At 68.4% G+C, this 14323-nt stretch carries 12 protein-coding genes; 3 read left to right on the forward strand and 9 right to left on the reverse strand.

The window, feature by feature from the left end; genetic code table 11:
- Nucleotides 1-61: 61 nt before the first annotated feature.
- Nucleotides 62-925, forward strand: coding sequence for a phytanoyl-CoA dioxygenase family protein (locus DMP23_RS43515; protein ID WP_337824658.1), 864 nt, complete (start codon nt 62-64; stop codon nt 923-925).
- 607 nt (nt 926-1532) lie between these two features.
- On the opposite strand, the gene DMP23_RS43520 is transcribed toward DMP23_RS43515, so the two are convergent.
- Entirely contained in the window at nt 1533-1946 is a 414-nt protein-coding gene (locus DMP23_RS43520) for a nuclear transport factor 2 family protein (protein ID WP_337824659.1), read from the reverse strand.
- A 179-nt stretch (nt 1947-2125) separates the two neighbouring features.
- Here DMP23_RS43520 and DMP23_RS43525 point away from each other — a divergent pair, with 179 nt between their 5' ends.
- Entirely contained in the window at nt 2126-3346 is a 1221-nt protein-coding gene (locus DMP23_RS43525) for a PucR family transcriptional regulator (RefSeq protein WP_337824660.1), read from the forward strand.
- Nucleotides 3347-3362: 16 nt separating this feature from the next.
- Here the strand turns inward: DMP23_RS43525 and DMP23_RS43530 are convergent, their stop codons facing one another.
- The 7 genes from DMP23_RS43530 to DMP23_RS43560 form a co-directional block, all read right to left on the reverse strand.
- A complete protein-coding gene (locus DMP23_RS43530; protein ID WP_337824661.1) occupies nt 3363-4202 on the reverse strand; it encodes an NAD(P)-dependent oxidoreductase in 840 nt (279 codons plus the stop codon).
- A 20-nt stretch (nt 4203-4222) separates the two neighbouring features.
- Complete coding sequence (locus tag DMP23_RS43535; RefSeq protein ID WP_337824662.1) at nt 4223-5761, reverse strand: long-chain-fatty-acid--CoA ligase; 1539 nt, start codon at nt 5759-5761, stop codon at nt 4223-4225.
- A gap of 82 nt (nt 5762-5843) precedes the next feature.
- On the reverse strand, nt 5844-6875 hold the full coding sequence (locus DMP23_RS43540; protein WP_337824663.1) for an alpha/beta hydrolase: 1032 nt from the start codon (nt 6873-6875) through the stop codon (nt 5844-5846).
- A complete protein-coding gene (locus tag DMP23_RS43545; protein WP_337824664.1) occupies nt 6872-8410 on the reverse strand; it encodes a flavin-containing monooxygenase in 1539 nt (512 codons plus the stop codon). The genes DMP23_RS43540 and DMP23_RS43545 overlap by 4 nt, the downstream gene beginning before the upstream one ends.
- Before the next feature lie 138 nt (nt 8411-8548).
- Entirely contained in the window at nt 8549-10039 is a 1491-nt protein-coding gene (locus DMP23_RS43550; protein WP_337824665.1) for an aldehyde dehydrogenase family protein, read from the reverse strand.
- 1 nt (nt 10040) lies between these two features.
- Nucleotides 10041-10472, reverse strand: coding sequence for a hypothetical protein (locus tag DMP23_RS43555; protein WP_337824666.1), 432 nt, complete (start codon nt 10470-10472; stop codon nt 10041-10043).
- Nucleotides 10469-12100, reverse strand: a complete 1632-nt coding sequence (locus tag DMP23_RS43560) for a GMC family oxidoreductase (protein ID WP_337824667.1) — start codon at nt 12098-12100, stop codon at nt 10469-10471. The genes DMP23_RS43555 and DMP23_RS43560 overlap by 4 nt, the downstream gene beginning before the upstream one ends.
- A 54-nt stretch (nt 12101-12154) precedes the next feature.
- Here DMP23_RS43560 and DMP23_RS43565 point away from each other — a divergent pair, with 54 nt between their 5' ends.
- Nucleotides 12155-12784, forward strand: coding sequence for a TetR/AcrR family transcriptional regulator (locus tag DMP23_RS43565; protein WP_337824668.1), 630 nt, complete (start codon nt 12155-12157; stop codon nt 12782-12784).
- Between the two features lie 176 nt (nt 12785-12960).
- On the opposite strand, the gene DMP23_RS43570 is transcribed toward DMP23_RS43565, so the two are convergent.
- Nucleotides 12961-14322, reverse strand: a complete 1362-nt coding sequence (locus DMP23_RS43570; RefSeq protein ID WP_337824669.1) for an acetyl-CoA carboxylase biotin carboxylase subunit — start codon at nt 14320-14322, stop codon at nt 12961-12963.
- Nucleotide 14323: the final 1 nt, after the last annotated feature.

A 14323-nucleotide genomic window follows, 5' to 3' on the forward strand; every position in this document is an offset into this window, starting at 1 on the left:
CGCGCTCCGAACAGCGGAGTCGTCTCCGCCACGGACAACCGAGCGAGAACGGACAGCAACCATGACCGAAGCGACCACAGCGAGTCTGCGCAAGGTGAGCAGCAGTACGCCGATCGACGAGATTCTCGGCGTCATGAGGGAGGACGGCGGAGTCGTCATCGAAGGCTTCCTCACTCCCGACCAGGTCGCGCGCTTCAACGCGGAGATCGAGCCCGCGCTCTCGGCCCTTTCCCCGGGCGCGACCATCGATGACGAGACCGTCCAGGAGTTCTTCGGTTCCCATACCAAACGGCTCACGAACATGGTCACCCACAGCGAAACCTTCCGGCAGGAGATCATCGACCACGACCTCCTCCACCGTCTCGCGGACGCCATCTTCCTCGAGGAGTGCGGCAGCTACTGGATGGTCACCGGGCAGGTGATCGAGATCGGCCCGGGCAACAAGGCGCAGCCGCTGCACCGCGACCTGGAGAATTGGTACCCCTTCGTCGGTCTGGGCCCGAACGGGCCGGAGAGCGGCGTGAACTTTTTCTTCGCGCTGACTGAGTTCACCGAGGAGAACGGCGCCACCCGGGTGATCCCCGGCAGCAATCGGTGGCCGGACTTCGAGGACCGCGGCACTCCGGAGCAGACGGTCCCGGCGATCATGAACGCCGGCGACGTCCTGCTGTTCAGCGGAAAACTCGCTCATGGCGGCGGTGCGAACGTGACGGCCGACTTCTACCGGCGAGCGCTCAGCATCGGCCTCTCGCCGAGCATCCTCACCGGCGAAGAGGCCTACCCGTTCCTCGTCTCGATGGAGATGGCGCGCTCGCTGTCTCCGCGAGTGCAAAGCCTCATCGGCTTCCGGTCGCAATACCCGAAGGGCGGCGTCGGGCTCTGGATGAGCGACTACCGCGAACTCGCCGACGTCCTGGGCCTCTGAACCGCCCGCCCAGATCCGCCGCGTCGCAGTGGCGTGGGGCACCTGCACGAGCCTTGCCGTGCAGGCACCCCACGCCAGGTCAAGGTATCCGTATACACAGCGCGAAAGACGGGCGGTTTGGTTGCTGCCGCCGTCGAACGGTGCCGCTCGCCCGTGGATCAGCGATCCGATCCGCGACGTGGCAATGCGATGGCATCCGAAGGCGAACGCTATCGCCAGCCGCCCTCTCAAGGCCGAACAGCACCGCATCGTGGACGACCGCCCTGGCAGGCGGGCGGAGTGGCTGCGCGCCTGCTTCGATACCGCTGAGGGTCCTGAGAAGCTTCGAGAGTTGATCGAAGCGTCCGAGAGCTGCCTCTCGATCTGCATCGACGACTCGATGCCCAAGATGCCCGCACACGGCGATGCGATGCGATCCGAGCTAGCGCCTGCTCGCGCAACATCTCGCGACCGCATGCCGAGGGCCACCTCGCGGCGATGGTCCGGACCGTCGCGAGGTGGCGGTCAAGGGCAAGAATCCCCTGCCATCGGCAGTTCCGCAGTTCCTTCGGAGCGAAAGCAGGCGCGGACTCCCGCGTTCCGGAGGCGGCGTCGGCTTCCGCGCAAGTCAGCCGGGCAGTGCGGAGTCGTTGATCTTCTGCTCCAGGGCCGCCTCGTCCATGTAGTAGACGTCGCGGACGATCTTCTGGGTCTCCGGGTCGAAGGTGGAGTAGCCGGTGCCGATCCACGTCACCTTCGGGCCGGTGCCGCCCGCGGTTCCGGTCACCTCGAAAAGAACGGCGATGGTGTCGCCGTCGAGGAAGGACGTCGCCACTTTCGGAGTCCAGTCCGGGAACGTCGCGAACATCTCCTCGAATCCGGGTACGAGCGCGGACTTGCCCCCTACCGTCCCGTTCGCGCCGTTGAGGACGACGCACTCGTCGTCGAAATACTCGAGCACCTTGTCGAGGTCGCGGGCGGCGACGGCAGTGCAGATCTCGTTCATCTTCCGGGTGTAGGCATCGAGCTTGGGATCGGACATGGGTTCCCCTTCACCGGCGGGATCGGATTGACGACACCCGCCACCCTGCTCGGCGCCAGCCACGACGACCTACACCAAGCACCACCGACCTGCCGGGCGGCGCGGTGAAGTCTGCACTCGCGCCGACCGCCGGTTCTGCGCATAGGCTGTTCGTCCAGCACGAGGTTCCGGGAGGCACGGTGAACGCGGAGGACGAGCAGCGGGTGCGGGAGCTGTTCCGCGCCGCGGCGGCCAAGATGCAGCCGCACCAAACCGAGATCGCGCACGAGATGTGGACCGCGGGCCAGCGGGTCCTGCGCGAGCGGACCCTCGCCCAGGACCCGGTCCTGTCCGAAGTGGACCGCGTCTACACCGCGTCCACGCTGGCTCACTGGCTTATCGCCAACGTCGACGATCCCGGCTGCCGGGTCCAGCCGACGCTGATCCCGGAGACCAGGCACTACGCACGCGACCTCGCGCTGCGCGGGATGGACACGAACGACGTCGAAGCCTGGCGCGCGTCGCAACGGGTCGCCTGGTCCGCGTGGCTGCGGTTCTGCTTCGAGACCACCGAAGACAAGGACGAGCTTCGCGAGCTGGTCGAGATTTCCGGGGCTTCCCTGGTCACCTACATCGACGATTCGATGGCCGCCGTCGCCGGATACATCGACGAGGCCAGGGCCGAGCTGGCCGAGGGACCGGAAAGCCAGCGTCTGGCGACCGTGCAGCTGCTGCTGCGCGGTGCGCCGATCACGCGCCCGCGAGCGGAAGCCCAGCTCGGCTACGCCCTCACCGGGCACCATGTCGCGGCGATCCTCTGGGGCGATTCCCCGGACCAGATCGCCTTTCTCGAGGACGCTGCCGAGCGGGTGATGCGTGCCGCGGGCGCCACCGGCCGCCTGACCCTCTTCGCGGGGACAACAACGCTCTGGATGTGGATTCCGGCCGCTTCAGCGCCGTCTCGGACAGACCTCGACCAGATCGTGGCGGACGTCCCCCACGCCAGGATCGCGTTGGGACGACCGGCGCCTGACGTCCACGGCTTCCGGCGCAGCCACCTCGACGCCGCCGCGGCGCAGAAACTGCTGACCCGCCTGCGGTCCGGGTGCCGAGCCGTCCATTTCGAGGACGTGCAGCTCATCTCGCTGCTGACCAACGATCTCGCCGAGGCCCGTCAGTTCGTCGCCGACACCCTCGGCGGACTGGCGACCGCCGACCGGGTGCTGCGCGACACCGTCCGCGTCATCATCGCCGAGCAATTCAACATTTCGAAGGCAGCCGAGCGGTTGTTCGCGCATCGCAACACCATCGACCGCCGCCTGGTCCGGGTGGACGAACTGCTGCCCCGCCCGCTCGCGCAGAACGCCGCCGCGGTCGACACCGCCCTGGCTTTGGTCGAATTGCAGAGCAGCGAGCAATAGCAGCTCAGCACGCGGGTTAAAGCAGTGACTGCGCGGAATACCCGAGGTGCCCCAGCCCGGCGCGCTCCGCGGCGTCGAGCTTCCGCGCGACCGCCGCCATTACCGACGATTCGATCCCCGCGCTCTCCACTTCTCCCAGGACCTTCCGGGCCCCGTCGGCGAAGACATGGATGGTCGCCTGATCCGTTTCGTGGCGTCCGGACTCGATCGACGAGGCCACTTCCTCCGTTGCGTGGCGCAGCAATTCAAGGGCGTACGCCGTCGTGTCCCGGATCTCCTCGAGCGCATGGCCGCGCCGCAGCAGGCAGGCTGTCGATTCGACGAAGCCGGTCAGCGCGGTCACGAAGAAGGCGCCGCTGCCCAGATACAGGGCTTTCGCGCCCCTGATGTCGTCGGATATGTGCCGCGTGCGCCCGCCCAGCAGTTTCAAGATCAGCTCGTGCTTTTCCCAGGTTCGGGAGGGGCCCGAGAAGACCAGCATCGCGGTCGGCTCGCCGATCTGCTCGGGGTAGCAGAACGTCGCCCCGTCTAGGAGGTCCGCGCCTTGCTCGCCGAGCCAGCGCTCCAGATCGGCGACGTCGTCGGAGGTGCCGTCGCTGAGATTGACCACCGTCGACCCGGCCAAGCCCCGCACCGAGCGAAGCGCTTGCCGGGCCGCGTCGATGTCCGACATGCAGACGACCGCCAGCCGAGCCTCCCGGGCCGCCTCTTCGACGGACGCGGCCGGCCGGACACCGCCGGAAGCGAGCGCTTCGGCCCGGGCCGGCGTCCGGTTCCATGCCGTGACCGCCAGGCCGCCGGACGCGAATCTGCGCGCGAGTGCCGATCCCATCAACCCGCAGCCGAGCACAGCCACGTCATGCCTGTGCGCGGGCGTCACCGCAGCTGCCGTTTCAGGATCTTGCCGGTAGCGGTCATCGGAAGGGAATCGACTATTTCGACGATCCGGGGGTACTTGTAGCCGGCCATCTGCGCTTTGCTCCATTCCACAAGCTCGTCGGGCGCCGCCTCGGCGCCTCCGCGCAGGATCACGAACGCCTTCACCTCTTCGCCGTGGCTTTCGTGCGGGACGCCGACGACCGCCGCGAGGGATACCGCGGAGTGGGTCAGGAGAACCTCCTCGACTTCCCTCGGATACACGTTGTAGCCGCCGCGGATGATCATGTCCTTGGAGCGGTCGACGATGTAGTACCAGCCGTCCTCGTCCCGGCGGGCGAGGTCGCCGGTGCGGAACCATCCGTCGCGGATCGCCTCGGCGGTCGCCTCGGGCCGTCCGTGGTAGCCGGTCATCACGTTGTGCCCGCGGATCGCGATCTCCCCGATCTCGCCGGCCCCCGTGACCTCGGTCCAGTCCGGCCTGATCAGTTTCAGCTCGACGCCCCAGATCGGCTTGCCGATCGACCCGGGACGAGAGGGGGCGTCCGGATCGCCGATCGTCGCCAGCGGCGAGGTTTCCGACAGCCCGTACGCCTCGAGGATCCGTACGCCGAGCCGGTCGTCGATCTCCTTGATCAGCTCGACCGGGAGGGCGGCTCCCCCGGACATTCCGACGCGCAGGTTCTTGGCGATGCACGCGACGTCGACATCGGGGGTCAGCTCCCGCAGCAGCCCCCACCACATCGTCGGAACGCCAGCGAAGAAGGTGATGTCTTCTTCGGCCATCAGACGCACGATGTGACCGGCGTCGAATCGGGGCACCAAATGGAGCGTCGCCGCGGTCGAGAAGCCGACGTGCAATTGAACCGTGGCGCCGAAGGTGTGGAAAAGCGGGAGGCACACCGCATGGCTGTCGCTGGCCGGCCGGTTCCGGAGGATCCGGTTCGCGGCCAGCACGTTGAGCATCGTGTTGCCGTGCGACAGCTCGGCGCCCTTTGGCTGGCCGGTCGTGCCCGAGGTGTAGAGGATGACCGCGGTGTCGGTCGCTTCGGTGACGGCGGACTCGAACGTTTCCGGTTGTCCCGCAAGGGCATTGCTCAGCGTCTCCGAGGTCGTCGCCGCGTCGGAGCCCGCCGTGATCAGGAAGAAATGCTCAGCGGAATCGACGTCGTCGAACGCTTGCCGGCCCTCGCGTCCGATCGGCAGCTCCTCGGCGCCCTCGAAGCAGAAGTACGCGACGGCATCGGCGTCCGCCAGGTGGTAGGCGATTTCCCGCCGTTTGAGCAGGATATTCAGCGGCACGACGACGGCGCCCGCCTTGAGGATGCCGTAGTAGACAGTCGCGAACTCCGGCCGGTTCGGACAGCTGAGCGCGACCTTGTCCCCCGGCTTGACGCCGCGTTCGACGAGAAGGTTCGCGACTTGGCCGGCCGCGGCGTCGACCTCGCGGTAGGTCAGCCGATGCCCGCCCAGCGCCAGTGCGGTGCGGTCGGGGTAGGTGCGGGCGGAGTCCTCGAGGAGGACGGAAAGGTTCAGCACGGCGGCTCCTGTCGGCGGCGTGGTGTCCGGGCCGGACGACGGGTGCGGTCCCGGCGCCCGGCCCGGCGTTCATCGGGCGGGTTCATGCCATGGCCCGCACGATGGCCGAGGCGATGCGCTTGACCGCGTCCCGGCTGGTCGTGCTGAGCGCGGTGTAGGCGAGGTAGCCGTGCACCAGGCCCGATTCCCTGATCAGCTCGGCGTGGACGCCGCTTTCGGTCAGCTTGGCGGCGTAGGCGAGCCCGTCGTCGCGGAGCGGGTCGAAGCCCGCGACCGTCAGGAGTGCGGGCGGCAAGCCGGTCAGGTCCTCGGCGAACAGCGGCGAGACGCGCGGGTCGGCGCGTTCGACCGACGGCGGCACGTACTGGTCGATGAACCAGGCGATCTGTTTCGCGGTCAATGCGGGCGAGTCGGCGAACTCGCGGTTCGACGGACGGGAACCGGCGAGATCGGTGGCGGGATAGATGAGCACCTGAAGCGCTGGCTGGTACCGGGAACCGCGCAGCCTCTGGGCAAGGACCGCTGTGAGGTTCCCTCCCGCGCTGTCGCCCGCGACGGCGATACGGCCGTGCGGGACGCCCCATTCGGCGGCGTGCGCGACCGCGAACTCCCAGGCAGCCAGTGCGTCGTCGTGCGGTGCGGGGTAAGGGTGTTCCGGCGCGAGACGGTACTCGACGGACAGGACGTCCATGCCCGTGTGGCGGGCGAGCAATCGCACCGGACCGTCGTAGGAGGCCCGGCTGCCCAGCACGAACCCGCCGCCGTGGAAGAACACGATGAGCCCGCCCGCCGAGGCGTGGGGGCGGTAGCGGGTCGCGACTAGCCCCTCGCGGAGCCGGAGCTCCTCCACAGCGTGCATCGGGAGCGGGCGCTCGCCGAAGATCGCCGCTTCCTTCGACTCGGCGGCCCGAGCCTCCGCGGGGCTGAGGTCGCTGAAATCGGGGGCTTTCGCGACGACCGACATGAGCATCGCGATCTCGGGAGCCATCTGTTCGCCGTCGGCGTTGACCGGCACCTTGACCAGGCGTTTCACCAGGGACGCGGGAAGCTTGCCCATCCCGATCCCGAGCTGGCGCCGCATCCAGTCCCCGGCCGAGACACGAGCGGCGGTCATCGCACCCGCTCCTCGCGCGCGGCGGCGGCGCGGACGACCGGCTGGTCGCCGGCGGAGCCGAACTGGAGATGGTCGTCGTAGAGCGGCCCCTTGAGCAGCCGTTTGTCGGCTTGGTACGACGTGAGCATCCGCCACGGCAGCTCGGCGCCCTGCTTGGGCAGGCTGTCCGCGTTCCGGGTCACGTAGCCCGCGTTGAGGTCGAGCAGCGGTTCGGTCGCCATGCCGGGTTCGGCCACTGGCACCGCTTTGGTGTAGCCGTGCGCGTCCAGGTGCCGAATCAGCCGGATCACGTACTGAGCGGTCAGGCCGACCTTGAGCGTCCACGACGAGTATTTCGTGTACCCGAACGCGAAAGACCAGTTCGGCAATCCGGACAACAGCATCCCGCGATAGGTGACGCAGGAGCCGAGATCCAGTTTCTCTCCGTCGACCGTCTGCGGGATGCCGCCGAACATGCGCAGGTTGAGTCCGGTCGCGGTGACGATCACGTCCGCGGGGATCTCCTCGCCCGACGCCAGCAGGATGCCGTTCTCGGTGAAGCGTTCGATCGTGTCCGTCGCGACGGAGGCCTTGCCCGCGGAGATCGCTTCGAAGAAGTCCCCGTCAGGAGTCATGCACACCCGCTGTTCCCAAGGCTTGTACGGCGGATTGAAATGCGTGTCCACCGCATAGCCTTTGGGCAGAGCCTTTTTGGTCAGATTGCGCAGCAGCTTCCGCCCGGACGTCGGGAACTTGAGCAGGTACCCGACGAAGAAGAAGTCCCGCCAGACGTTCTTGAACCGGGTGAGTGCGTACCCGCGCCGCAGGCCGAGAATTCGGTACAACGCCTGGGAAATCTTGTCGATGCGCGGCAGTGTCATGACATAGGTGGGCGTGCGCTGCAGCATCGTGACGTGCTCGGCCGCGCGCGGACCGGTCGTCATCGCCGGGACCATGGTGACGGCGGTCGCGCCGCTGCCGATCACGACGACTTTCTTGCCCGCGTAGTCGTAGTCCTCCGGCCAGGACTGCGGGTGCAGGATGTCGCCGGCGAAGTCTTCGCGGCCCTTGAAGCTGGGCGTGAAACCTTCGTCGTACCGGTAGTAGCCGGTGGCTCCGTAGACCCATTTGGTCTTGAGCACCGAGGTTTTCGGTTTCTGGCCGGGGACTTCGATCCGGATCCGCAGCGTCCAGGCGCCCTCGGCGCTGGACCAGTCGGCCGACACGACCTGGTGCCGGTAGCGGATCAGCTCGTCGATCCGGTGCTCGGCGGCGGTCTCTTCCAGGTATTCGCGGATCAGGCGCCCGTCGGCGATCGCGTGTTCGTGGCTCCACGGTTTGAACTGGTAGCCGTAGGTGTGGAGTTCGGAATCGGAGCGGACGCCGGGGTACCGGAAGAGGTCCCAGGTGCCGCCGATCCGGCCGCGCCCTTCGAGCACGACGATTTTCTTGCCGGGAAAGGCGTCCCGGAGGTAGCACGCCGATCCGATGCCGGAGACCCCCGCTCCGATGATGACGATGTCGGCGGACTCGGGGCGGGCGTCGGTGCCGGCCATGGCAGTCTCCTCGTCTCGTTCTGCTCCGGCCGGTCGTCCGGCCCGGAAGTCATGCTGTGCCAACGGGCATGGCCGAAGCCACGCACATCCGTGACGTTCTGGAACCGGGCTTGGTGCAGAGTGCACCGGGCCGCCCGGTCAGGCGTCGAGCGGTGCTCCGATCGGGAGCATCACGTGCTTCGTGCGGGTGTAGTCCTCGAGGGCGTAGGCGGAGTTGTCGCGGCCGTACCCTGATTTCGCGAAGCCGTTCCACGGCATTTCGGCGGCGAAGTCGAGATGCGAGTTGACCCAGACCGAGCCGAACGCCAGATCCTCCGTGAAGCGCAGTGCGCGGGCCTGGTCGTTGGTCCACACCGAGGCCGCCAGGCCGTATTCGACGTCGTTGGCCTTGGCGAGCGCCTCGGCTTCGGCGGTGAAGGTCTCGACTGAGATCACCGGGCCGAACACCTCCTCGCGGGCCATCTCCGAACCGGGTGCGACATCGGCGACAATCGTGGCCGGATAGAAGAACCCTGGGCCAGCGGGGATTTCGCCGCCGAGGACGACCCGGGCTCCGTCGTGGCGTGCCCGGTCCACCATGCCCGCGACGCGGGCGCGGTGGACCGCGCTGATCAGCGGTCCGAGTTCGAACTCCTCGCCGGACGCGGCGTTTCCGCTGCGCAGCTCCCCCGCGGCCGCACCGAGCGCGTCCAGGAGCCGATCCCGCACGTCCTCGTGGCAGATCACCCTCGTCGCCGCGCCGCAGTCCTGGCCCGCGTTGCCGTAGCCGGCCGCGATCAGCGTCTGCACGAGGAGATCAAGGTCGGCGTCGGGGAACACCACCACCGGCGCCTTGCCGCCGAGTTCGAGATGGACCCGCTTGACCGTGGTCGCCGCGCCCGCCGCGACCTGCCGGCCCGAACCGACCCCGCCGGTCAGGGCCATCATGTCGATGCCCTCGTGGTGGCTCATCGCGCGGCCGACCGTCGCGCCGGCGCCGGTCACGATGTTGAGCACGCCGTCCGGCAGTACGCCGGTGGCTAGATCGGCCAGCACCAGCGTGCTGAGCGGGGTGAGTACGGACGGTTTGAGCACCATGGTGTTCCCCGCCGCGAGCGCCGGGGCGATCTTCCACGCCGCCATGAGCAACGGAAAGTTCCACGGCGTGATCGCGCCGACCACGCCGACGGGTTCGCGCCTGATATAGGACAGCTGCCCCTCGACGTACTGTCCGGGAGCCGGTGCCTGAGCGGTTCGCGCGGCTCCGGCCATGAAGCGGAAACAGTCGGAGATCAGGGGAATCTCGTAAGTCGCGTACGCATAGGACTTGCCGACGTTGAGCGCTTCGAGCGCGGCCAGCAGTTCGGCATGCTCGTCGATGACGTCCGCGAACCGGAACAACGTCTCGGCGCGGGCGCAGGGCGTCATCCGCGCCCACGCCGGCAAGGCGGCGCGTGCAGCCGAGACCGCGGCGTCGACGTCGGCCGCGGTGCCGTTCGCCGCGGCCCCCAGCCGCGTGCCGGTGCCGGGGCTGAGCACCTCGATCGTTTCGGTGCTCGTGCTCGCGACGAAACCGCCGCCGATGTACTGGGCCGGAGCGAGATCGTCGATGCGCTGCCGCGCGTCGGCCAGGATCTTCTCGGGGGTCATCTCAAGCTCCTTCGGTCGGGGTCGGGACGTAGGTCGGGCCGAGCGCGAGCACCGGGGCGAGCAGGTCGTCGTCGAGCAACTGGTCGGGCGTGGCTTCGGCGGAAGGCGTGCGGACTTGCCCGGGATAGCCGACGGCGCGGCGTGCCTCGGGGGCCATGTAGTAGGTGCTGGCGAGGAAGTAGAAGGCCGCTTCGGCGAGTTCGCCCGGCCACTGCACGACTGTCCCGGCCGAGAGTTCGTCAGCGGCCGCGGCCAGTCGGGCGACCTGGAAGAACGCCTCGGACAGATCGGGATTGGCCTGCAACGCCCGGCGCAGGAGAGCGTCGTAGCCGGGCAGGGCAGTCAATCTGGGCGACTGCGCGGTCCCGGGGAACCACAGGTCGGCGATGCGCTTCGCGCCAACGCGCGTGTCGTCGTCGGGGAAATCGATCACAGCGGAGTCCTTTGGCTGGCAGCGGTTTCGATCAGGTGCTCGGCGGCGCGCAACGCGAAGGCGGTGATCGTCGGCGTCGGATTGACCGAGGAGGACGTCACGAAAACGCTGCCGTCGAAGACGTAAAGGTTGGGAACGTCGTGCGACCGCCCGAAGCCGTCGACCACTGACGTCGCCGGATCGGTGCCGCAGCGGGCGGTGCCGAGCAGGTGCCAGCCAGTCTCGCCGCCGAAGTCCACGCGTTTGGTGGAGACGGCTCCGGCTGCTTCGTGGACTTCGGTGATCCGGTCCAGATGCCAGTCGAGCGCGCGTTTGCTCTCGTCCGACATCGTGTAGTCGATCTTCGGCGCCGGAATGCCGTCGCTGTCCACGAGATCCGGGTCCAAGGTGACCCGGTTGGCGAAGACGGGCAGATCCTCGATGGAGGCCGAGATCTCGAACGCCCGGCCGTACAGCCGCTCGACGAGTTCGTGCCCGGCCACACCGCTGCGCTCGGCGAGCGGCAGCTCCGCGAACCGTTGCAACAGCCCCACCGGGCCTTGCAGCACGACAGCCGTCCACTTGGCGCCGCGGTGAAAGCCGCGGCTGGCATCGGTCTCGGCGAAGTGCATCGACCAGATCGGGTGGCTCTCCGGCCCGAGCCAGGGTTCGACGTCCTTTTCGTACTCGCCCAGCACCGTGGCCACGGGATGCATCATCAGGTTGTGCCCGACGCAGCCGGAGGAATTCGCGAGCCCGTCCGGGAACAGCGACGACGTGGACAGCTGCAGCAGCCGCGGGGTGCCGATCCCGTTGGCGCACAGGATCACCACCGGTGCGGCCGTGTGCTGTTCGGCACCGTTCCGGTCGATCCACGTGGCGCCAGTCGCAAGGCCCCGGCCGGAAACCGTGATCTCCCGGACCCGCGCCCCAGTCACCAGGTTGACCCCTGCCGCCAACGCGCCGGGCCACATCGCAACATCGAAGGACGCCTTCGCTCCCTCGGGACAGCCGCTGTCGCAAGTCCCCCACCGAGCACACGGACCGCGCGAACCGACGCCCTGCGACAGGATCGCCGACGTGCCCGGCCACCAGCCGATACCGAGTTTGTTCATGCCTTCGGCCGCGATCCGGCCGATGCGGCCGATGGGCAATGCCGGTTGCGGAGGCACGTAACCAGGCGGATAGGCGATGTTGCCGCCCAGTCCCGAAACGCCGATCATCTCGTCGACGGCGTCGTAATACGGCTGCAGTTCCTCGTAGGTGAGCGGCCAGTCGTCGGCGATGCCGTCGAGGGTGCGCACCCGGAAGTCGGACGGGATCATCCGCGGCCACTCCGCCCAGAACAGGACGCTGCTGCCGCCGACCCCGTTGAACATCAACGGATGCACGTCCGAAGCGGAATCGTTGACGGGATAGTCGCTCGGCCCGCCGCGGTGGTTGGGGTTCGGGCTCCACGGTCCGGCGACGAGCAGGTCGCGTTCGAGCTTGTCGCTGGGATAGTCGGCGGCGACGGGCCAGCCGCCCTGTTCCAGGACAGTCACGCGGAACCCGCTCTCGGCCAGCAACCGCGCGGCGGTGACGCCGGACGGGCCCGCTCCGATGATCAGCGCGTCGACGTCACTCGAAGACTGGTCAGGCACGGTCATGGGCGCGCTCCCTTGTTCAGTATTTAAGTCAGACGGTTGTGTTTAAATAAGGGCATGCCGAAGATCGTCGACCATCGCCAGCGGCGTGCCGAGATCGCCGACGCCGTGCTGGCGATCGTCGCCGAGGACGGCGTCGGCGCCGTCACGATGCGCGACGTCGCCCAGCGCAGCGGCTGGTCAACCGGAGTGCTGAACCACTACGTCGGAGGCAGGGACGATCTGCTGCGACTGGCTTTCCGGCACACCTTCTGGATCTCCGGCCAGCGACTGGCCGCCATCGCCGAGGAAACCGGCCTGGAACCGGTCGAACGGCTGGTCCGCATCCTCACCGCGCACCTGCCGCTCGACGCGCCGTCGGTGGCCTTCGCCCGGATCACCCTGTTCTTCTACGCCGAAGCCGCCAGTTCCCCGGACAAGCTCGGCGAAGACATGCTCAACTATCTCCGGTCGTGGCGGTCGACCGTCGAGGACCACGTGCGCGCGGCGCTGGAGGCGCGCGGCCTGCCCTCGGACCGGGCGCGGCAGATCGGCGACCACTTGGTAGCGGTCGTCGACGGCTACGCCAGCTACGACATCCTCGGCTCGAACCTCTGGAACGGCGGCGACTCCAAGGTCGCGCCCCCGGTCCGCGACTGGGTCGAGTCCGCGCTCACCATGAGCACCCTCGACGCGGTGCGGCGCTGAGGCCCGGCTGGCTGCCGTGGTGGCGACGAAGGCTCCGTTGCCTGTCATGGATGTGCTCCCGAACTCGGTCCGCCGGGCGGCTCGCCGGGCGCGGTGCCTATGGTTCGACATCGGCGGCGGCGCACGCCACACAGATCTGGGGTGTCCGCGCAGCCGCGGCGGTGCACAGTGCACCGTCACGCCCAGGCGTCGGTGGACTTCAGCCAGGAGCGGTCCGCTACCAGTTCGCGGCAGGTGCTCGCCCGCTCCCATTCGCCGCTAGCCAGCAGCGCGCGGTGGAAGGGAAGCAACGTCGGGATTCCGGAGACCACAGTCGCGTCGAGGGCCTTGCGCATCGCGGCGGTCGCTGTGCGGCGGTCTTCAGCCCAGGTGATCACTTTGGCGATCATCGGGTCGTAGTAGGGGTGGACGTCGTCGCCGTCCGCGACCCCGGCGTCCACCCGGACGCCGTCGCCGGACGGTGCGACGAACCGGTCGATCCGGCCGGGGCCGGGACGAAAATTCTTGGCGGCCGATTCGGCGTTGATCCGGCATTCGATGGCGTGACCGGTGATCCGCACGTCGGGCTGGGCGAAGCCGAGCGGTTCCCCGGCCGCGACGCGAAGCTGCTCCTCCACCAGGTCGAGACCGGTGACAAGTTCGGTGACGGGGTGCTCGACCTGGATGCGGGTGTTCATTTCGAGGAAGTAGAAGTCGTCCCCGACGAGCAGCCCCTCGACGGTGCCGAGCGAGAAGTAGTCCGCGGCTCGCGCGGCTCGGACCGCGACCTCGCCCAGGTGCGCGCGCTGGGCCTCGGTCAGCAGCGGGCAGGGTGCCTCCTCGACCAGCTTCTGGTGCCGACGCTGGACAGAACAGTCGCGTTCGAAAAGGTGGACCGCGTTGCCGTGCGTGTCGGCGATGATCTGCACCTCGACGTGTCGCGGGTTGTCCAGATAGCGCTCCAGGTAAACCGTGCCGTCGCCGAAAAACCGCTGCCCCTCCCCTGCCGCGCCTTCGACCGCGGCCGCGAGTTCGCCGGGACCGTTCGCCACGCGAAACCCTTTGCCGCCACCGCCGCTCGCCGCTTTCGCCGCGACGGGATAGCCGATTGCCGCCGCGATCGCGAACGCTTTCGGCCCGGGGTGGACCGGCTCGGCGCAGCCGGGCACCACGGGAACGCCGGCCGCCGAGACGGTCTCGCGCGCCCGGATTTTCGACGACATCATCTCCATCGATTCCGGGCTCGGGCCGATGAATACCAGCCCGGCCGCCGCGCAGGCCCGAGCGAACTCCGGATTCTCCGACAGCAGGCCGTAGCCGGGATGGATCGCCTGGGCCCCGGTGGACAGCGCGGCCTCGATGACGCGGTCGATCCGCAGGTAACTGTCGGCCACCGGCGCCGCGCCGATCAGCACGCTTTCGTCGGCCGTACGGACGTGCAGACTGCCCGCGTCGACGTCGGAATGGACCGCGACGCTCGCGATGCCCAAGCGCCGCAACGTCTTCATGACCCGGACCGCGATCTCGCCTCGGTTGGCGACAAGGACTTTGCCGAACACG

The organism is Amycolatopsis sp. A1MSW2902 (assembly GCF_017312175.1).
Lineage (GTDB): Bacteria > Actinomycetota > Actinomycetes > Mycobacteriales > Pseudonocardiaceae > Amycolatopsis > Amycolatopsis nivea.